Annotated in this window: 17 protein-coding genes; 14 read left to right on the forward strand and 3 right to left on the reverse strand. The window is 63.8% G+C overall.

Annotated features, from left to right (window positions below):
• Positions 1–141 precede the first annotated feature (141 nt).
• The 11 genes from DWF74_RS22935 (at position 142) to DWF74_RS22985 (ending at position 12,355) form a co-directional block, all read left to right on the forward strand.
• Positions 142–1,719 (forward strand): flavin monoamine oxidase family protein, encoded by a 1,578-nt coding sequence (locus DWF74_RS22935; RefSeq protein WP_102861546.1) that lies wholly within the window; start codon positions 142–144, stop codon positions 1,717–1,719.
• Positions 1,720–1,807: 88 nt separating this feature from the next.
• The gene (locus DWF74_RS22940) at positions 1,808–2,305 is read left to right on the forward strand and encodes a RidA family protein (protein WP_115581768.1); all 498 of its coding nucleotides are present in this window, start codon (positions 1,808–1,810) and stop codon (positions 2,303–2,305) included.
• A 25-nt stretch (positions 2,306–2,330) separates the two neighbouring features.
• On the forward strand, positions 2,331–4,799 hold the full coding sequence (locus DWF74_RS22945) for a TonB-dependent receptor plug domain-containing protein (protein WP_115581769.1): 2,469 nt from the start codon (positions 2,331–2,333) through the stop codon (positions 4,797–4,799).
• A gap of 3 nt (positions 4,800–4,802) precedes the next feature.
• On the forward strand, positions 4,803–5,789 hold the full coding sequence (locus tag DWF74_RS22950) for an aliphatic sulfonate ABC transporter substrate-binding protein (protein WP_240321956.1): 987 nt from the start codon (positions 4,803–4,805) through the stop codon (positions 5,787–5,789).
• A gap of 293 nt (positions 5,790–6,082) precedes the next feature.
• Positions 6,083–6,859, forward strand: coding sequence for a 2OG-Fe(II) oxygenase (locus tag DWF74_RS22955; protein ID WP_115581770.1), 777 nt, complete (start codon positions 6,083–6,085; stop codon positions 6,857–6,859).
• A 4-nt stretch (positions 6,860–6,863) separates the two neighbouring features.
• Positions 6,864–7,613 carry a tRNA-dependent cyclodipeptide synthase gene (locus tag DWF74_RS22960; protein WP_060837942.1) on the forward strand — a complete coding sequence of 250 codons (750 nt, stop codon included), beginning with the start codon at positions 6,864–6,866 and terminating at the stop codon, positions 7,611–7,613.
• Between the two features lie 130 nt (positions 7,614–7,743).
• Positions 7,744–9,171 carry an MFS transporter gene (locus DWF74_RS22965; protein ID WP_115581771.1) on the forward strand — a complete coding sequence of 476 codons (1,428 nt, stop codon included), beginning with the start codon at positions 7,744–7,746 and terminating at the stop codon, positions 9,169–9,171.
• Between the two features lie 13 nt (positions 9,172–9,184).
• A complete protein-coding gene (locus tag DWF74_RS22970; protein ID WP_115582479.1) occupies positions 9,185–10,516 on the forward strand; it encodes an LLM class flavin-dependent oxidoreductase in 1,332 nt (443 codons plus the stop codon).
• Between the two features lie 63 nt (positions 10,517–10,579).
• Entirely contained in the window at positions 10,580–10,918 is a 339-nt protein-coding gene (locus DWF74_RS22975) for a YegP family protein (RefSeq protein WP_102861551.1), read from the forward strand.
• A 262-nt stretch (positions 10,919–11,180) separates the two neighbouring features.
• Positions 11,181–11,825, forward strand: coding sequence for a hypothetical protein (locus DWF74_RS22980; protein ID WP_115581772.1), 645 nt, complete (start codon positions 11,181–11,183; stop codon positions 11,823–11,825).
• Positions 11,825–12,355 carry a hypothetical protein gene (locus tag DWF74_RS22985; protein WP_115581773.1) on the forward strand — a complete coding sequence of 177 codons (531 nt, stop codon included), beginning with the start codon at positions 11,825–11,827 and terminating at the stop codon, positions 12,353–12,355. Before DWF74_RS22980 ends, DWF74_RS22985 begins: the two co-directional genes overlap by 1 nt.
• Before the next feature lie 69 nt (positions 12,356–12,424).
• On the opposite strand, the gene DWF74_RS22990 is transcribed toward DWF74_RS22985, so the two are convergent.
• Positions 12,425–13,312 (reverse strand): dihydrodipicolinate synthase family protein, encoded by an 888-nt coding sequence (locus DWF74_RS22990; RefSeq protein WP_102861554.1) that lies wholly within the window; start codon positions 13,310–13,312, stop codon positions 12,425–12,427.
• A 32-nt stretch (positions 13,313–13,344) separates the two neighbouring features.
• The gene (locus tag DWF74_RS22995; protein WP_102878683.1) at positions 13,345–14,127 is read right to left on the reverse strand and encodes an aldolase; all 783 of its coding nucleotides are present in this window, start codon (positions 14,125–14,127) and stop codon (positions 13,345–13,347) included.
• A gap of 161 nt (positions 14,128–14,288) precedes the next feature.
• On the opposite strand from DWF74_RS22995, the gene DWF74_RS23000 reads away from it, so the two are divergent.
• The gene (locus DWF74_RS23000) at positions 14,289–14,831 is read left to right on the forward strand and encodes a helix-turn-helix domain-containing protein (RefSeq protein ID WP_102861556.1); all 543 of its coding nucleotides are present in this window, start codon (positions 14,289–14,291) and stop codon (positions 14,829–14,831) included.
• Positions 14,832–14,918: 87 nt separating this feature from the next.
• On the opposite strand, the gene DWF74_RS23005 is transcribed toward DWF74_RS23000, so the two are convergent.
• On the reverse strand, positions 14,919–15,938 hold the full coding sequence (locus DWF74_RS23005; protein ID WP_115582480.1) for a DUF4917 family protein: 1,020 nt from the start codon (positions 15,936–15,938) through the stop codon (positions 14,919–14,921).
• Between the two features lie 157 nt (positions 15,939–16,095).
• Here DWF74_RS23005 and yiaY point away from each other — a divergent pair, with 157 nt between their 5' ends.
• Both yiaY and DWF74_RS23015 read left to right on the forward strand, forming a co-directional pair.
• Entirely contained in the window at positions 16,096–17,244 is a 1,149-nt protein-coding gene (yiaY, locus tag DWF74_RS23010) for an L-threonine dehydrogenase (RefSeq protein WP_102861557.1), read from the forward strand.
• A gap of 326 nt (positions 17,245–17,570) precedes the next feature.
• Positions 17,571–18,308 (forward strand): hypothetical protein, encoded by a 738-nt coding sequence (locus DWF74_RS23015; RefSeq protein WP_115581774.1) that lies wholly within the window; start codon positions 17,571–17,573, stop codon positions 18,306–18,308.
• The last annotated feature ends 8 nt before the right edge of the window (positions 18,309–18,316 follow it).

The raw sequence follows: 18,316 nt of genomic DNA on the forward strand, positions 1-18,316 counted from the left end.
AAGTAATATTTGCATATGCTTAAAATGTATTTCTCTTATTAAATGAGCGCCCCTAGGATGGCTTCCCATAGACCCAAGTGACTGCATAAGTCCACGGGCTATAACCGAACGCACTATCCATTCGCAGCAGGGAGCGCTGGCATGCCACTGACCAGAAGACAATTGATCGCCCGTATCGCCGCTGTCGGCGGGGTCCAGGCGGCGAGTGCGGTCATGGGCCTGTTCGGCGGGCCGGGCAACGCCGAGGCCTTCGAGGAGAACTATGCGTCGCTGCCCACAGCCGCCGTGGGCAAGGGCGCTTCGGTGGTGGTGATCGGCGCCGGGATCGGTGGCCTGGTCAGTGCCTATGAACTGAACAAGGCCGGGTTCAAGGTGACGCTGCTGGAAGCCCGGGATCGGGTCGGCGGGCGCAACTGGACGGTGCGGGGCGGCGATCGGGTGGAGTACAGCGACGGCAGTGTGCAGGTCGCCGAGTTCGACGACGGGTTCTATCTGAATGCCGGGGCCGGTCGCTTGCCCAGTCACCATCAACTGATGCTCGGCTACTGCCGCGAGCTGGGGGTGGAGCTGGAAGTGCTGGTCAACACCAGCCGTAATGCCCTGGTGCGTCCGGACCTGAACCAGCCGGCCCTGCAGATCCGCCAGGCGGTCAATGACAGCCGCGGGCATTTTTCCGAGTTGCTGGCCAAGGCGGTCAATCGGCATGCCCTGGACCAGGAGTTGACGGCGGCTGATCGCAGCAACCTGCTGAGCTTCCTGAAAACCTGGGGCGATCTCTCGGACAAGCTGGAATACCTGGGATCGGCCCGCTCCGGCTACAAGGTCTGGCCCGGCGCCGGTGACCAATTGGCGCAGAAGAACGATCCGCTGCCATTGCAGACCTTGCTCAACCCGGCGCTGACCACGGCGCTGATGATCGATGAATACCCGGAATTCTCGCCCACCATGTTCCAGCCCGTGGGTGGCATGGACCGCATTCCCCAGGCCTTTGCCCGGCGCCTGCAAGGGCAGTTGCGGCTGCACAGCGAGGTGCGCGCCATCACCAACCGGGCCGACGGTGTCGAGGTGGTCTACCTGGATCGCCGCAGCGGCCGCACCCAGAGCCTGAAGGCCGACTACGTGATCAGTTCCTTGCCCCTGCCGCTGTTGGCCAAGGTGCAGAACAACTTCAGCGCACCGGTACGCGAGGCTATTGCTGCGGTGCAGTTCGGCTACGCCAACAAGGTGGCCTGGCAGTCGCGGCGCTTCTGGGAAAGCCAGTATCAGATCTACGGCGGGCTGTCGTTCATCAATCAGGAAGCCTCCGGGCTGTGGTACCCCAGCGGCGGGTTCAACCAGGCCGAGGGGGTGCTGGTGGCGGCCTACAACAACGGTGAAACCGCGCGCAAGTTCGGGGAGAAAACCCTGGCCCAGCAGATCGAGATTTCCCGTCAGGCGGTGGAGCTGCTGCACCCTGGCCACAGCCATGAACTGCGCAAGCCGCTGGTGATTGCCTGGGGCAAGATCCCCTACAACTTCGGCCCCTGGATCAGTCATGAAGTGGCCGAGCCGGACTACAGCCTGCTCAACCAGCCCCAGGGGCGGGTCTACCTGACCAGCGACGGCCTGGCCCACAGCGGCGTGGGCATCTGGCAGGAAGCCGCTGCCGGTGCCGCGCGGCGGGTGGTACGGCAACTTTTTCAACGGGCGCAAGGCTCGTCGCTACAGCAAACGGCCTGAAAAAGCCGAGCACTCATAAAACAGCAGTCACCCATTGCCGGGTAGCGGACCTCCGAGGCTGGCAAACACAACCTTGGAGCGTCTTTGCATGTCTTTGAAAAACACCGTCGTAGGGCTGGGCCTGTTGTGCGCCGCCAGCAGCAGCTGGGCTGCGGGAATCCAGCGCGTGCCGTCCACCTATCCCCATTCACCGATCCTGCAATCGGTGACCTTGCCCGCCAACAGCGAGCTGACCTACCTCTCCGGCCTGCTGCCGGACCCGGTGGACCCCAAGGCGCCCAAGGAACAGATCCACGCTGCCGGTAACACTGAGGCCCAGGCCCGGGTGGTGCTGCGCAAGGTGGAAACCATTCTTGCTAGCCAGGGCTTGACCCTGGGGGATGTGGTGCAACTGCGGATCTACCTGGTGGGCGACCCGGCCCTGGGCGGCAAGCTGGATTTCGACGGCCTGCAAGTGGCCTTTCGCGAGTTCTTCGGCACCGAGAAACAGCCGCTCAAACCGGCCCGGACCACGGTGCAAGTGGCGGGGCTGGTACTGCCCGGCGCCTTGATCGAAGTCGAAACCGTCGCCGCCCGAGCGCGCTGAGGCGCCTGTCAAAGGATCTGAAGTCATGAGTATTTCCTTGCATAAAATCGTTCGCGGCGCCGCGCCCCTGAGCCTTGGCCTGCTGAGCCTGGCAACCCCGGTGGAGCTGCTGGCCGCCGATGAAACCCTCGGCACCGTAGTGGTCACCGGCGTGCGCGGCAGCCAGCAACGTACCGTCACCAACAGCCCGGCGCCGATCGATGTGATCGACAGCGAACAGCTGCGCAGCATCGGCCAGAACGGCCTGAAAGAAATGCTCGGGCGCCTCTTGCCGTCGTTCAACGTGCCCACCATCAACGGCGGTGGCACGGCGTTCCTGGTGCGTGGGGTGAGCATGCGTGGCCTGGGCGGTGATCAGGTGCTGGTGCTGATCAACGGCAAGCGTCGGCACAACTCGGCGCTGATCAACAACGGGGCCCGAGTCGGCAACGCCTCGGTGCCGGTGGACCTGGACCTGATTCCCACGGCCGCCATCGAACGCATCGAAGTGCTGCGCGACGGCGCCGCCGCGCAATACGGCTCCGACGCCATCGCCGGGGTGATCAACATCATCCTCAAGCGCAACGCCGAGGGCCTGACCTCGGACACCACCCTGGGCCAGTACTACGACGGCGATGGCACCACCGGCCACGAGGCCTTCAACTGGGGCAACAAGCTGGGGGAGGACGGCGGCTTCATCAACCTGTCCTGGGACGCCAAGCTCCAGGAGCCTTACGAGCGTTCCAGCGCCGCCAGCGGACAGCTGTACTTCAATCAGCCCGACGGCTCGCCGGACCCGCGGGAAAGCAATCGCCAGGGCTGGGGCACCGAATACGGCCTGGGTCGCGACCGCACCACCAGCCTGGCCTACAACGCCGAGCTGCCTCTGGCCGACGACCTCAAGCTGTATTCGTTCTCGACCCTGAGCTACCGCAACAGCAACAAGAACCTGGGCCATCGCAAGCCCACCGACATCACCAGCCTGGCGGGAGTACCCAACGCGCCATATCCCAATGGCGGCCAGGCGCGGCGGGAGATCCGCGAGACCGACTTCCAGGTCGCCGGCGGGGCCAAGGGCCTGCTGGGCGGCTGGGACTGGGACCTGTCCAGCACCTATGGCAAGGATCGCGGGGTGCTGGACACCGCCAACAACCTGAACATTTCCAACGGTCCTTACGGCCAGCACGACTTCCACCTGGGCAATCTGGTGTTTGACCAGTGGACCAACAACCTGGACTTCTCCCGAGCCCTGGACATCGGCTGGAGCAGCCCGCTGGAAACCTCCTTCGGCGTGGAATACCGCTGGGAGAAGTACGCGCTGGAGGAGGGCGAACCCAACTCCTACAACCAGGGCAGCTACGTCCCGGCCACCGGTCCCTTTGCCGGCGTGGTACCGGACCCGGGGCTGTTTTCGGTCAACGGCACCACGCCGGAAGACGCTTACAGCCTCAAGCGCCACAGTGAAGCCGCCTATGTGGATTTCGGCCTGAACATCACCCCCAACTGGTACGTCGGCGCGGCGGCGCGCTATGAGAAGTACAACCTCGGGGTGGGCGATACCACCAGCGGCAAGCTGACCACGCGCTACGAGTTCCTCCCCGGCTACGCGGTGCGGGCGGCGGTAAGCAACGGCTTCCGCGCGCCGTCCCTGGCCCAGAGCGTGTTCTCCACCACCAGCACCGTGACCCAGTTTGGCGCGGGCGGCACCACCAGCTCGGTGCGCACCAAGCAGATGCGCCCCAACTCGCCGGAAGCCATCGCCCTGGGGGCCAAGGACCTGGAGCCGGAAACCTCGCGCAACTACAGCCTGGGCTTCACCGCCGAGCCCACCGAACGGCTGCGCCTGACCGCCGACTTCTACCTGATCGACATCGACAAGCGCATCCTCCAGACCGGCATCCTCAAGGGCCCGGCGGTGTCGCAGATCCTGGTGGAGAACGGCCTGTCGCCGAACCTCGCCGGGCAGTACTACACCAACGCCGCCGACACCCGGACCAAGGGCGTCGACCTGGTGGCGGACTACAGCCAGTCGTTCGGCGAGTACGGCACGGCCAAGTGGAGCGTCGCCTACAACCACAACAAGACCACCATCCGCGACCTGGCGGACACCCCGGCGGCGCTGTCGCGCCTGGGGGCCGGCTATGTGCTGTTCGACCGCCAGCAGCAGATCGACCTGACTAAATCCACGCCCAAGGACAAGTGGATCCTCTCCACCAACTACAAGGTCGGCGACTGGACCACCAATCTGCAGCTGACCCGCTTTGGCGAGTACACCGAAGGCTCGAACATCCCGGCCAACGACCGCACCTACAGCGCCAAGTGGATCACCGACCTGGACGTGGCCTACGACGTGACCCAGAACCTCACCGTGGCTGTGGGGGCCAACAACCTGTTCGACGTGTACCCGGACAAGATCGGCCTCAAGGCCTGGGCGGGGACTTATGAATACGGGATGTTCTCGCCCTATGGCCTGGGCGGTGGCTATTACTACAGCCGCGTCAGCCTGGCGTTCTGATCGATGATCAAGCAGGCGAACGAGCACCCTGTAGCCGCTGCCGCAGGCTGCGATCGGCTGCGCAGCAGACGGCGGCTGGCGATCCTGGCGCTGCTTCTGTTCGCCAGCCATGCCCTGGCGCAGCCGGCGCTGCGGGTGTCCAGCCAGAAGCAGTCGCTGAAGATCCTGCTGCAGGCCGCCGGCGAACTGGAGCAGGTGCCATACCCCATCGAGTTCGCCTCCTTTGCCGCTGCCGCCCCCACCGCCGAGGCCCTGGCCGCGGGGGCGGTGGACATCGGCAGCCTGGGGGATGCGCCGTTCGTGTTCGCCGCGGCCGCCGGGGCGCCGATCAAGACCGTGGGGGTGATCAAGCTCAAGGTCACGCCCACGGCGGTGGCGATTGTGGTCAAGGATGACTCGCCGCTACGGGATGCCGCCGACCTCAAGGGTCGGCGCATCACCACCACTCGCGGTTCCATCGGCCATTTCCTGGCCCTGGCGGCGCTGCGTTCGGTGGGCCTGCACGGCGCGGATGCGCAGTTCATCTTTCTCCAGCCGGCCGAGTCCCGCAGTTTGCTGAGCAACGGTCAGGCCGACGCCTGGTCGACCTGGGACCCCTATACCAGCATGGTGCAGATGGAAGGTGGAACCCGGGTCCTGGTCAGTGGCGAGGGGCTGTTTGCCGGGCACATGCTGCTGGTGGCCAATGACCAGGCGATTCGTGAAAAACCACGGCAGATCGCTGATTTCCTCCGGCGCCTGGACCGTGCCTATGCCTGGGCCAACCAGCACCAGCACGAGTTTTCAAAGATCCAGGCCGGTTACAGCGGCCTGCCGTTGGAGGTACATGAACGCTCCAATCGCTACTCGCTGCCCCGGCGCATCGCCGTGGGCCCGGCCGTGGTCGAGGACGTGCAGCACACCGCCGATCTGTACCGTGAAGAAGGCATCATCCACCAGTCGTTCGATGCGGCGGCTTACATGGATGCATCATTCAATGAAGTTGAATGAAGTGATGGCACTTTTATTAATTAAGCTCGGGAGATGTTGAATAAATAAAAAACAATGATGTCCTTCTTTTAAGTTAACTATCAGCGAATTTAATAATCCTCTGTCGGTACTTGTGAAAGTGCCGATAACGGCCGCTATTTGCCTGTTTTTCGATACATTTTTAAGTTTGGAGATTAGAGGTAAAGGATATTTCACAAGGCTTTCGTAACTGCCTAAGGTGGCCTTGAAACAAATTATTACCTTCTGCAAAACCATAACTTCGTCGCTACTTCCAGGGAATTAAGGGAGCTTGCATGTTCACAGTCACTACGGCCGATAAACTTGAAGCGCGGCATATCCTCGATGTCGTTGAAAAACGCTCTTATGGCGTCCAACTCAAAGGTTTCTGTCCGCCGGACACCTTGCAGGTGGCGCGGGATCATCTGTACCAGCAGGAGCTGCGCAGCGCTTTCAGCCAGCAGCAGGAGTTCGTCCGCGTCGGCAAGGCCTACATCGAGATTCAGGACGAGCAGAGCCGGGCCGAATACCACGCCCTGGCCCTGCCCAACATCCGCAAGATCCGCAACCTGTTCCGGCCCCTGGCCTCGCCCATCGACGAGCTGCGCCTTTTGCTGGATGAGGTCTGGCCCCAGGGCGCGCACCTGCTGCAGGTGGACGGGCAGAAGTGCTTTGTCGGCATCGCCCGCTTCCAGGGTTCGGGGGTCGATCTCACGCCCCACACCGACAAGCTCGAACGCAACGCGCCGGAGGGCCACAGCCCGCCACTGCTGACCCAACTGTCCACCAACATTTACCTGGAAATCCCCGAGGACGGCGGAGAGCTGGAGATCTGGGGCATCGAGCCGGACGAGGAGGAATACAACCGCCTCAAGGGCGAGCGGGCCTACGGCATCGAGCGCCACCTGCTGCCGCCGCCGGACTTCGTGGTCAAGCCCGAGCCTGGCGATCTGATCCTGCTCAACCCACGGCTGATCCACGCGGTACGCCCTTCGGCCAGCAGCACCCGGGTCACCCTCGGGGTCTTTATCGGTTACTACGGCGAACACCAGCCTTTGGCCTACTGGAGCTGAACTCATGAGCAAGGTGCAGGAAATCAACCTCAAGGCCTACTTCAACAAGGGCGGCGAGGAGCACGAATTCGACGGCAAGCGCGTGGTCCTGGCGGTCAGCGTCGGCCAGGAATACCACGAGGACCAGAAGCTGCGGTCCACCATCCACCTGATCAACCAGTCCGGCTTCAGCCACGTCAAGGTGGTGGTGGCCGACACCCTGCAACGCCACAACAAGCACGGCAAATCCCCCGGCGAGGCGCTGTCGGCGTCGATCCGCGACGGCGATGCCTGGCTGGCGCGCAACCAGAGCATCCTCGATGGCCTGCGGGTGCCGTACCACATCACCCGCTGGAACCAGGAGCTGGCCAGCGACCGTTACGCCGAGTTGCGCCAGCAACTGGATCAGATCTATCAGCAGCGCGAGGAATTGCGCCAGGCCATCGACAGCACCATCAACGTGTTCACCGAGCGCCTGCGCCTGCGGGATGAACAGGCGGACATCGAACGGGCGGCGGCCCAGTGCCGGGAATACATCCTTGAGGAAATCCCGATCATCCTGCCGCTGTGGGCCGACGAGGGTTACCACTACGTGCTCTATCCGCAGCAGATGACCAGCGCCATGGCCACCAGCCGCGAGCTGCTGATCGAACCCCACAGCCCGGACCGGGTGCGCTGGCTGCCGCTGAAGTTCAAGAAGCGCGGGATTCCGATTCCGTTCACCTTGCCCGGCGCCATTCACCCCAACTGGACCAGCGGCGCCATCGCCATCTGACCCGCCGCGATCAATGCAGGAGCTGGCTTGCCAGCGAAAGCGCCCTGGCCAGCGATGCAGGACTCAAGGGCCTGTTCGCCGGCAAGCGGGCGCCTGCAGAGCGGTTTTTTTTGACTGACAAGGAGTTTCCATGAGCGTTTTTGCGCAACAGCAACGCAAGTGGTGGGCATTGCTCGGTGTGAGCATCGCCAGTTTTCTCGGCTGTGTGGATTTCACCATCGTCAACACTGCGCTACCGGCGCTGCAGGCCGATCTCGGGGCTTCGGTGGACAGCCTGCAGTGGGTGATCAACGGCTTCATCCTGACGCTGTCGAGTTTCATGGTGCTGGTGGGGCGCCTGGCCGACCTGCATGGACGCAAGCGGGTGCTGTTCATCGGCCTGAGCGTGTTCGGCCTGGCGTCCCTGGCGGCCGGACTGGCGACGCAGATCGACACCCTTATCGGCGCGCGGGTGATCCAGGGGCTGGCCTGCGCGGTGCTCTACACCGCCTCCGGGGCGATTGTCTCCAGTACCTTCGACAGCGCCGAACAGGGCAAGGCCTTTGGCGTGCTGTTCGGGGTCAACGGCGTGGGGCTGGCTGTCGGGCCGGTGCTGGGCGGGCTGATCACCAGTGGTTTTGGCTGGCAGTGGATCTTCCTGATCAACGTGCCTTTCGTGCTGCTGAGTCTGGGCATCTGCAGTGTCAGCGTGAAGGAATCGCGCTCGGCCGAGGCCGGTGCGCGGCTGGATGGCTGGGGCGCCTTGCTGTTGCTGATCGGCTTGCCGAGCCTGGTGCTGGTGATCGTCCAGGGCGGAGCCTGGGGCTGGGGTTCACGCTTGACCCTGAGCCTGATCGCCGTGGCGCTGCTGGCCCTGGTGGCGTTCCTGGCGGTGGAGAAAAGAGTGGCGGCGCCGATCATCGACCTCAAGCTGTTCGCCAACCGGCGCTTTGTCGCCGGGGTCGCGGCCAGTTTCGGCCTGGCGCTGTTCTACTGCGTGGCGTTCTTCGTCATGCCGCTGTACCTGGCGCAGATCCGTGGCGAGTCGGTGCAGGCCAGCGGCCTGCTGTTGCTGCCCACCACCTTGGGGGTGGCGTTGCTGTCGCCGCTGGTGGGACGGCTGGTGGACCGCAAGGGTCCGGCGCTGTTGATCAAGACCGGGCTGCTGCTGTTCGTGCTGTCGGCGCTGTTGCAGGCCGGGTTCGACCGCCAGACGTCGCTGGCGTATCTGCTTGGCGCCTTCGTCATCATGGGCCTGGGTTGGGCCAGCATTCTCGGGCCGTCGACGGTGCTGGGGATTTCCTCGGTGCCCCAGGCAGTGGGCTCGGTGGCCATGGGTTCGCTGATGACCCTGCACAACGTCGGCGGTGGCGTGGGGCTGGCGGTGGGGGTGGGCTTGTTCCACTACTTTTCCGCGACGCCGCTGGACGATGCCCAGGGCGCCTTTCTCAACGGTTATCGCGGGGTGATGCTGTTCTTGGCATTGGCGACGCTGCTGGTCTGGACTGCGGTCAGCCTGTTGCTGCGCGCCGCGCCGAGTCCGGTGGCGGCGGCCGAGGAGGGCGCCAGCCGTGGCTGAGCGCGGCGGGCAGATGGGGCTGGGGGCCTTTCTCTCCGGCTCCGGGGCCCACGGCGGCAGTTGGCGCCATCCCCGGGCGGATGCCGATGCCTCGTTGAATTTCCAGCGCTACCGACACTACGCCCAGACCCTGGAGCGGGGCTGTTTCGACGCGCTGTTTCTCAACGACAACGTGGCCGTGGGGGATCTCGATCCGCGGGTGCTGGCTCGCAGTTCCCACAGCCTGCGCTGGGACCCGCTGACCCTGCTGCCGGCCCTGGCGGTGGTGACCCGGCACATCGGCCTGATCGCCACCGCCAGCACCACCTACAACGAGCCCTACAACCTGGCACGCAAGTTTGCCTCGCTCGATCACTTGAGCGAGGGCCGGGCCGGCTGGAACCTGGTGACGGGGCTGATCGGCGGGGAGAACTTCAATCAGCCCGTGCCCATGAGCCACGCCCAGCGTTATGCCCGCGCCGAGGAGTTTTTCGACGTGGTCAGTGGCCTGTGGGACAGCTGGGCCGATGATGCCTTCCCCCGGGACCAGGCCAGCGGCCAGTGGCTGCGCCCGGAACGGATGCACCTGTTGCAGCACCACGGGCAGCACTTTCAGGTCCAGGGGCCATTGAACGCGCCTCGTCCGGTGCAGGGCTGGCCGGTGATCGCCCAGGCCGGTTCCTCGGGCCCGGGCTGTGAGCTGGCGGCCCGCTGTGCCGAGCTGGTGTTCACCGCCCAGACCGACCTGCAACAGGCCAAGGATTTCTACGCCAGGCTCAAGGAACGACTTCCCCATTACGGTCGCCATGCCGGGCAGTTGAAGATCTTCCCGGGGATTGCGCCCACGGTTGGCCGGACCCTCAACGAGGCCGAGGAGAAGTATCAGCAGTTGCAGGAGCTGCAGGACCCGGAGGCCCAGCTCAGGGCGCTGTCCTACTTGCTGGACCTGGGCATCGACCTGTCGACACTGCCCCTGGATGCCCCAGTGCCGCTGTTGGCGGATGCGGCGCCCACCGAGCGCCACAAGAGCCGCCGGCAACTGGTGGTGGATCTCGTGCGTCGGGAGCGGCCAACGCTGGCGCAGCTGCTGCGCAGCCTGTCCGCCAGCGGGCACAAGGTACTGGTGGGGACGCCAGGGCAGATCGTCGATGAACTGGCGACCTGGTACGAGGAGTACGCCGCCGATGGCTTCAATGTGCTGTTCACCCACCTGCCGGGGGCCATCGACGACTTTGTGCAATTGATCACCCCGGAGCTGCAACGCCGGGGCCTGTTTCGCCAGCGTTACACGGGGCGCACCCTGCGCGAACACCTGGGGCTTGCGCGAGTGGAAAACCGATTTTTCAGTCATCGGGGCAATGGCTGAATCGCGCAAAGAGTCTTTACTTTCAAGCCGCAACGCCCATCAATCAACGCAAGGAACAACAGCATGTCCGGATGGTATGAGTTGAAGAAAAGCAGCAACGGTCAATTTCGTTTCGTGCTCAAGGCGGCCAACGCCGAGACCATTCTCACCAGCGAGCAATACACCACTCGCGCGGCCGCGGAGAACGGCATTGCCTCGGTGCAGGCCAACAGTCCCCTGGAGGAGCGCTACGAGCGCAAGAGCACCAAGGACGGCCAGCCCTATTTCACGCTGAAGGCGGCCAATCACCAGATCATCGGCAGCAGTGAAGCCTATTCATCGGAGGCGGCCCGGGACAAGGGCATCGCCAGCGTCAAGGCCAACGGTCCGAGCCACAACATCAAGGACCTGACGGGCGCCTGAACCCGGTTCGACAAGGTCTTTGCCGCTTGGCCCGATCGGGGGCCAGGCGGCCTTGCTGCAGCGCCATCGGCCCTGTGGCAGCGGGTCGCCCGCGATGGCGGCGGGCTTGGGTTCGAGCCCCTGGCTGGCGCCAGCCGATTGGCGACTGAATTCTGGCGAAATGCCATCACTTGTTTTATCCTCCGCGCCCGTCAACGGGCGCTCGGCAGGCCTGGCGCATGGGTTGACGTTATCGATCATTGTCCAAGGGATCTGCGACCTCATGATTCGCCCTCTCGTATTACTCGCCGCGCTGCTGGCGCTGAGCGGTTGCTACAGCCTGTCTTCCACGAAAATCGCCGAGAGCATGCGCCCCGACTCGCAGTCGGGGGTGGCCTATGTGGTGGGGGTGGTGGGCATCTGGCCGAAGGCGGTGCACACCGCCAACGAACAGATGCTGCTGATTCGCCCGCGGGGCGGTGAGGGATTCGCCTCGGCACGCTTGTACAACCAGATCTACGGCCGCACGCCACGGGATGTGCGCGGGACCTGGCACGGCATCGGCAGCCTGTTCGTGATGCCGCTCAAACCCGGGCGCTACGAGATCTACAACCTGCACTTTGACCGCGGCAACGCCACGGCCTGGAGCCGCGAAGACTTCTCCATCCCCCTGGAACTGGAAGCCGGCAAGGCCTATTACGTCGGTGATTTCCGCGCCGGCTGCCTGTCGGCGACGGGGGCCAAGTGCGTGTTTCTGCACAGTGACCACCTGGAGCGCGACGCCGCCCTGGTACGGGCCAAGTACCCGCAGGTGCCGAGCCTGCAGCGGGTCGATCTAGAGAAGATGGAAGACGTCACGTCGCTGATCGTCAAGGAGCAGGGACCCAAGGCGTCAATGCTCAAAGCCATGCTATCGGGGGATCTGTAATGCGCAGTCGGTTGTGGTTGTTGCTGCTGATGCTGGGACTTGGCGGTTGCCAGACCAGCCATAGTCTCAAGTCGGCCGAGGTGGATTATCAGCAGCGGTTGCCAGCGATCAGCGTCAGTGTGATGGGAGCCATCCCTGCCGGCCTGATCCGTGACGACCTGCGTCGTCGCGGCACCTTCGAGCAGGTGCAGCCGGGGTTCAGTGCCGATGGCTACAACGTGATCGTGATGGCCAACAGTGATTACTTTGGCTGGCAGAACATTCCCATGGGGCTGCTCAGTGCGATGACCTTTTTCATCGTGCCGGGCCGGGTCACCTGGGACAGCCAGGTGATGTTCCATGTCAGCCGTGGCGACCAGCCGCTGGCCAAGTATCGGGTCAGCAATCAGACCCGTTCCTGGCGCGGTTGGGCCAATCCTGATGGCAGCCAATACCAGCATGTGCAGCGCATCACCGACGACTTCATCGCGCAGATGCTGCAGGACCCGCAGTTCAAGGCCCAGGCCCCTGTGGCGCAGAACAGCCACTGAGCCACGCGTGAACGCGGCCCATGGCAAAGCCCGGACGGTGTCAGCCGCCCGGGCTTTTTGCTCAGGGTTTCAAGCCAGGGTATGCAGCAGCCTCTGCAACTGTTGGCGTGCGCCCTGGTCCAGGGCAAACACCGGCCGGCGCGGCTCGCCGGCGTTCAGCCCGGCCAGTTCCAGCCCGGCCTTGACCGTGGCCGGCAAGCCGCCCTTGAGGATGAAATCCAGCAGCGGCAGCTGGCGGTAGAACAGCTCCCGGCCGCGCTGCAGGTCGTTGTCCAGCAGCGCCTGGTAGAGGTCGAGATTGAGCTGCGGGATCAGGTTCGCCGCCGCCGTGCACCAGCCGCTGGCACCCGCGGCGAAGGCTTCCAGGGCCAGCGGGTTGCAGCCGTTGTAGAACGGCACCTGGCCTTCGCCCAGCAGGTGCAGCTTGTGCATGCGCTGGATGTCGCCGGTGCTTTCCTTGACCAGGGTGACGTTCTCCACGCTGTGGAAAATCTTCAGGATCAGCTCCACCGACATGTCGGTGCCGCTGGTGGCCGGGTTGTTGTAGAGCATGATCGGCACGCCGATGCTGGCGCCGATGGCCTGGTAGTGGGTGAGGATCTCGGCTTCGCTGAGTTTCCAGTAGGAGGTGGGCAGCACCATCACCACGTCGGCGCCCCGGGCTTCGGCAAAGCGCGCGCGGCGGATGGCCTTGGCGGTGGTCAGGTCGGAGACGCTGACGATGGTCGGCACGCGCTTGGCCACGTGGCGGATGCTGAACTCGGCGACCTGGTCCCATTCCGCGTCGCTGAGGTAGGCGCCTTCGCCGGTGCTGCCCAGGGGCGCGATGGCGTGGACGCCGGCGTCGATCATGCGGTCGATGGAGTGCCCGAGGGCATCCAGGTCCAGGCCTTCGCCGTTAGGGCCGAAGGGGGTGACGGTGTAGCCGATGATGCCGTGGATCTTGGTGGTAGGCATGGTGCAACTCCTGCAAGGCATAGGGGGGTGGGTCAGTTCAGGCAGTCGGCGTGTTTTTTCAGGTTTTGCCGAGCGTAATAGTTGAAGGCGGCGCCGTGGCGCTTGGGCTTGGAGATCCAGTCGTGGGCTTCGCGGCCCAGCTCAGGGAGGATCGGCTTGATGGTGCCGGCGGCCATGGCCAGCAGTTGCAGCTTGGCTGCGCGCTCGATCAGTTGGGCGATGACGCAGGCTTCCTCGATGCTGGCCCCGGTGGACAGCTGACCGTGGTGGGAAAGCAGGATCGCGCGCTTGTCGCCCAGGGCCGCGGAGATGATTTCGCCTTCTTCGTTGCCCACCGGCACCCCGGGCCAGGCTTCGAGAAAGGCGCAGTCCTCGTACAGCGGGCAGAGGTCCATGTGCGACACCTCCAGCGGCACTTCCAGCATCGACAGCGCGGCAACGTGGGTCGGGTGGGTGTGGATGATGCAGTTCACGTCTGGCCGGGCGCGGTACACCCAGCTGTGGAAGCGGTTGGCCGGGTTGGGCATGCCGTGGCCTTCCAGGACTTCCAGGTCTTCGTTGACCAGCAGCAGGTTGCTGGCGCTGATTTCATCGAAACCCAGGCCCAGTTGCTGGGTGTAGTAGGTGCCCGGTTGCGGGCCGCGGGCGGTGATCTGCCCGGCGAGGCCCGAGTCGTGACCGTTCTCGAACAGAATGCGGCAGGTCAGGGCCAGCTTTTGCCGGTCGGTCCACGTATTATCCGCCAGGGTGTTTTGCATCTGGGTCAGGGCTTGCTTGATCAGTTGGTCCTTGGGCAGTGCTAATGTCTTGGCCATATCGGGGTCCTTGGTGAGGGTGCAATGGACGTCGGGTTTGCACTTCACCTGTTACTTGCAAGGTTGTTGGGTGAATGCGAATGACACTAAAGAGGCTATATGACACTTTGTGTCATTGGCAAGCGCCAATCGTTGTTTTCTAGATGGATTAATCGCTCCACATGTCTATCCGTTTGAAATTATTGAGAAAAAAACTTGGCGTGACCCTGGAGGCCCTGGCCGAAAAATCCGGGATGACCAAGAGTTATCTGTCGAAAGTCGAGCGCGGGTTGAACACCCCGTCGATCGCGGCGGCGCTGAAATTGGCCAAGGCGCTGAACGTCAAGGTCGAGGAACTGTTCGCCGAAGACAGCCTCAGCCTCGACAGCTACAGCCTGGTGCGCAGCGATGAGCGCCAGTCACTGGCGGCCAACGACCAGACCCCGGGCTATGCGGTGCTGGCCCATCAGGTCAGCGAGCGCAACCTGCTGCCGTTCATCATCTACCCGGCCAAAGAGTTCAGTGACAAGACCTTCAAGGAACACCTGGGGGAGGAGTTCCTGTTTGTTCATGAAGGCCAGGTGGAAGTAGATTTCATGACCGAGCGGGTGATTCTCAACCGTGGCGACGCGCTGCACTTCAACGCGCAGAAACCCCACCGCATCCGCTCCCTGGGGGATGAGCAGGCGCAGTTGCTAGTGGTGGTACACAGCAACGAAGAATGAACCCGACCACTTCCTGTAGCCGCTGCCGCAGGCTGCGAACGGTCCGCAGGCCCGCAGCGATCCCAAGGACTCCCGCGCCCGGCGCAATCAGCGTTCCACGGGCACCGACAGGGCCGGGTTGCCCAGGGCGTGGGTCTTGGAATCGAAGAAGCGCAGGTTCAACTCCAACCCTTCGAACAGCTTGGTGTAGTGGCGCTTCTGGTGCTGGATGAACGCCGCGCTGCGCGGGTAGATGGAGATCGCCAGGGTCGTGACGGCCGACTGGCGGATCGCCTGCACCAGGTGCTGGTCCTGGGGGCCGAGGTTGTGGCCGAAGATGCACAGGGCGCCGCTGTGGTCCAGCAGTTGCTGGTAGCAGAACGACAGGTAGTCCGAGCTGCGGATGGTCTTGAGCTTGTCCGTCAGGGGGCCTTCGCTGACGAACAGCGGCACGTCGTCCAGGGTCTTGAGGGTGTTGTTGATGGCGAAGCTGCCCAGCAGGGTGCCTTCGGTGGAGCTCAGCTTGCGCGCGCTGCCGTCCAGGTTGCGCACCAGGTGCAGGCCGCCGTGGAGGTAGAGCAAGCGGGTAGCGGCGCTGGAGGTGGTGCCCAGTGCGAAGGCCGGATCGGCGCCGTGAAACAGGTCATCGATGCCTTGGTTGTCGTGCTGCACCGCCCAGTAGTTGAGCAGGTCGTAGTTGCTGGTGAACACCGTGGGATAGCGTCGCAGTTCCTGGTTGATCGCCGCCAGGCTTTGCGGCTGTACCAGGCGCCAGGGGATGTGCACCGCATGCACGGTGTTGATCAGGGCTTCCTTGATCGCGTAGTAGCGGTTGCGCGGCGCCGCCGAGCTGACGGCCAGGGCCTTGTTGACCCGGCTGGTGGTTTTCAATGCGCCCAGTACCTGTTCGAAGCTGCGGGTCTGCAGGGCTTCGAAGACGCTGAGCTCGGACTGGCTCAGGGGCTTTTCTTCCACTGTGCGAGCGTTTTCGAACAGCGAGTCGTAGGCAAAGTCTTCCCAGACGGCACGGCTGGCACCGTTGCCGATCAGCAGGCCATTGAACGGTGTGCTCGTGCCCAGGGCGTTCCAGTCTTCAAGTTCGGCGTCAAATTCCTGGAAATCCGTCATCGCGGTCATTGGTCTCAAGGCAGAAGGTCATCAGGGCGCCGACTTTATCACGACCGACCCTTGAGCCAGATCAAGATCGCCCGTGACCGATGAGTCGATCCTGTCGGGCAGACATGAATCGACACCCCGCATTGGGCATTCGCCTGGAGACTTCCTCATGAGCAGCACCTTCTTCATCCCAGCCGTCAACATCATGGGCATCAATTGCCTGGACGAGGCCATGAGCGCCATTCGCAATTATGGGTTTCGCAAGGCGCTGATCGTCACCGACGTCGGCCTGGCCAAGGCCGGGGTGGCGGGCATGATCGCCGAGAAGCTGGCCATGCAGGACATCGATTCGGTGATCTTCGATGGCGCCAAGCCCAATCCGAGCATCGCCAACGTCGAGCAAGGGCTGGCGCAGTTGCAGCAGTCGCAGTGTGATTTCGTCATCTCCCTGGGCGGCGGCTCGCCCCATGATTGCGCCAAGGGCATTGCCCTGTGTGCAACCAACGGCGGACACATTGGCGACTACGAAGGGGTCGACCAGTCGAGCAAGCCACAACTGCCGTTGATTGCCATCAACACCACCGCTGGCACCGCCAGCGAGATGACCCGCTTCTGCATCATTACCGACGAGTCGCGCCACGTGAAAATGGCCATCGTCGACCGCAACGTCACGCCACTGCTGTCGGTCAACGATCCGGCGCTGATGGTGGCGATGCCCAAGGGCCTGACCGCCGCCACCGGCATGGACGCCCTGACCCACGCGGTGGAGGCCTATGTGTCCACCGCCGCCAACCCGATCACCGACGCCTGTGCGCTCAAAGCCATCAGCATGATCAGCGCGAACTTGCGCCAGGCGGTGCACGACGGCAGCGATTTGCTGGCCCGGGAGAACATGGCGTATGCGCAGTTCCTCGCCGGCATGGCCTTCAACAACGCGTCCCTGGGCTTCGTGCATGCCATGGCTCACCAGTTGGGCGGTTTCTATGACCTGCCCCATGGCGTGTGCAACGCGGTGCTGTTGCCCCATGTGCAGAGCTTCAACGCCAGCGTCTGTGCCGAGCGCCTGACCGATGTGGCCCACGCCCTGGGCGCGGATATTCGAGGCTTCAGCCCGGAGGAGGGAGCCCAGGCGGCAATCGCGGCGATTCGCGCCTTGGCTCGGGACGTGGAAATCCCCGCCGGTTTGCGGGAACTGGGCGCCAAGTTGCAGGACATTCCGCTGCTGGCGGCCAACGCCCTGAAAGACGCCTGTGGCCTGACCAACCCGCGTCCGGCGGATCAACGGCAGATCGAAGAGATTTTCCGTAGCGCGTTTTGAGGAACGGGCAGGTCCGTTTCGCTGGCAAGCCAGCTCCTACAAGAGCCGGTTTGTCGGTGAAGCCCTCACCCTTGCTGCGGTGGCCGACGTTGAGTGTGGAACATTCGCAGTATCTGTAGCCGGTCCCCCCGTACCCGCTAGGGAATCAGGTAAGGCCAGCCGGATATCACCCACCCCCGGGTGCCGGGTAGCCGGCCTGAGGATCGGCCTGAGCAATATGGCGGCCTTATTCCCGGACCCGTGCTCCCAGCGTTGAAAGCGTCGACGGGGCAGAGGATAGTGCGACCTGAAATCGCGCTGTATCCGCCTGTCACAAGGAGTCGTGAATGTTCCGTCGCTCTTCTTTGATCCCGCTTCTGGGCAGCCTGGCGCTGCTGGCCGGCACCACATCCGTCGCGGCCCAGTGCCTGCCGCCGCCCCGCAATGCCGAGGTTCCGGGCTTTTCCCTGTGCAAGGACTGGCCGGCCTTCGACGACCAGAGCATCAGCCTGCTGTCGGAACAGGTCCCGGACCCCAGCGACACCGGCAACGGTGACGGCACCTACAACCTGCAACTGGCGGTGCTGGACCGCAACAGCGGCAAGCCCCTGGCCAGTTACAGGCAGCCTGTGGCTTTCGTCTCCGACGCCTTCCGCCTGGAGAGCGTGAAACTCGACACCGGGCGCTTCCAACTGGCGCCACAAGTGCGGGCCTTTGGGGTTCGGGCTGCGTTCGAGGGCTCGTCCCGGGTCAACCCTTTCAATCAGGTCTGGCTCAGCCTGTATGTGCGCGAAGGCAGCACCCTGCGCCCGGTGCTGGAGAAGTTCCTGGCCCATTCCTACAACGGCGAATGGGATGGCCAGTGCGCCGGCGAGGGCACTGAAACCACGCGTACCCTGGAGATCGCCAAGACCCGCAGCCACGGTTATGCCGACCTGATCGTGCGTTCGGTCAGCGTCAGTACCCGGAGCGAAAAAGTCGGGGAGGAGTGCCGGTCCAAGTCCGTGACCGCCAAGCCGGTGCTCATCACTCTGCATTACGACGGCCAGCGTTACGTGCTGCCCAATGGCTACAGCGGTATCTGAGGGAGTTT

Origin of the sequence: Pseudomonas protegens (genome assembly GCF_003363755.1) — a bacterium.
GTDB classification, from domain to species: domain Bacteria; phylum Pseudomonadota; class Gammaproteobacteria; order Pseudomonadales; family Pseudomonadaceae; genus Aquipseudomonas; species Aquipseudomonas danubii.

What these genes read in the sequence shown, in the direction of transcription:
- DWF74_RS22935 (WP_102861546.1), top strand. Translation starts at nt 142, where the DNA reads ATGCCACTGACCAGAAGACAATTGATCGCCCGTATCGCCGCTGTCGGC.
- DWF74_RS22940 (WP_115581768.1), top strand. Translation starts at nt 1,808, where the DNA reads ATGTCTTTGAAAAACACCGTCGTAGGGCTGGGCCTGTTGTGCGCCGCC.
- DWF74_RS22945 (WP_115581769.1), top strand. Translation starts at nt 2,331, where the DNA reads ATGAGTATTTCCTTGCATAAAATCGTTCGCGGCGCCGCGCCCCTGAGC.
- DWF74_RS22950 (WP_240321956.1), top strand. Translation starts at nt 4,803, where the DNA reads ATGATCAAGCAGGCGAACGAGCACCCTGTAGCCGCTGCCGCAGGCTGC.
- DWF74_RS22955 (WP_115581770.1), top strand. Translation starts at nt 6,083, where the DNA reads ATGTTCACAGTCACTACGGCCGATAAACTTGAAGCGCGGCATATCCTC.
- DWF74_RS22960 (WP_060837942.1), top strand. Translation starts at nt 6,864, where the DNA reads ATGAGCAAGGTGCAGGAAATCAACCTCAAGGCCTACTTCAACAAGGGC.
- DWF74_RS22965 (WP_115581771.1), top strand. Translation starts at nt 7,744, where the DNA reads ATGAGCGTTTTTGCGCAACAGCAACGCAAGTGGTGGGCATTGCTCGGT.
- DWF74_RS22970 (WP_115582479.1), top strand. Translation starts at nt 9,185, where the DNA reads ATGGGGCTGGGGGCCTTTCTCTCCGGCTCCGGGGCCCACGGCGGCAGT.
- DWF74_RS22975 (WP_102861551.1), top strand. Translation starts at nt 10,580, where the DNA reads ATGTCCGGATGGTATGAGTTGAAGAAAAGCAGCAACGGTCAATTTCGT.
- DWF74_RS22980 (WP_115581772.1), top strand. Translation starts at nt 11,181, where the DNA reads ATGATTCGCCCTCTCGTATTACTCGCCGCGCTGCTGGCGCTGAGCGGT.
- DWF74_RS22985 (WP_115581773.1), top strand. Translation starts at nt 11,825, where the DNA reads ATGCGCAGTCGGTTGTGGTTGTTGCTGCTGATGCTGGGACTTGGCGGT.
- DWF74_RS22990 (WP_102861554.1), bottom strand. Translation starts at nt 13,312, where the DNA reads ATGCCTACCACCAAGATCCACGGCATCATCGGCTACACCGTCACCCCC.
- DWF74_RS22995 (WP_102878683.1), bottom strand. Translation starts at nt 14,127, where the DNA reads ATGGCCAAGACATTAGCACTGCCCAAGGACCAACTGATCAAGCAAGCC.
- DWF74_RS23000 (WP_102861556.1), top strand. Translation starts at nt 14,289, where the DNA reads ATGTCTATCCGTTTGAAATTATTGAGAAAAAAACTTGGCGTGACCCTG.
- DWF74_RS23005 (WP_115582480.1), bottom strand. Translation starts at nt 15,938, where the DNA reads ATGACGGATTTCCAGGAATTTGACGCCGAACTTGAAGACTGGAACGCC.
- yiaY (WP_102861557.1), top strand. Translation starts at nt 16,096, where the DNA reads ATGAGCAGCACCTTCTTCATCCCAGCCGTCAACATCATGGGCATCAAT.
- DWF74_RS23015 (WP_115581774.1), top strand. Translation starts at nt 17,571, where the DNA reads ATGTTCCGTCGCTCTTCTTTGATCCCGCTTCTGGGCAGCCTGGCGCTG.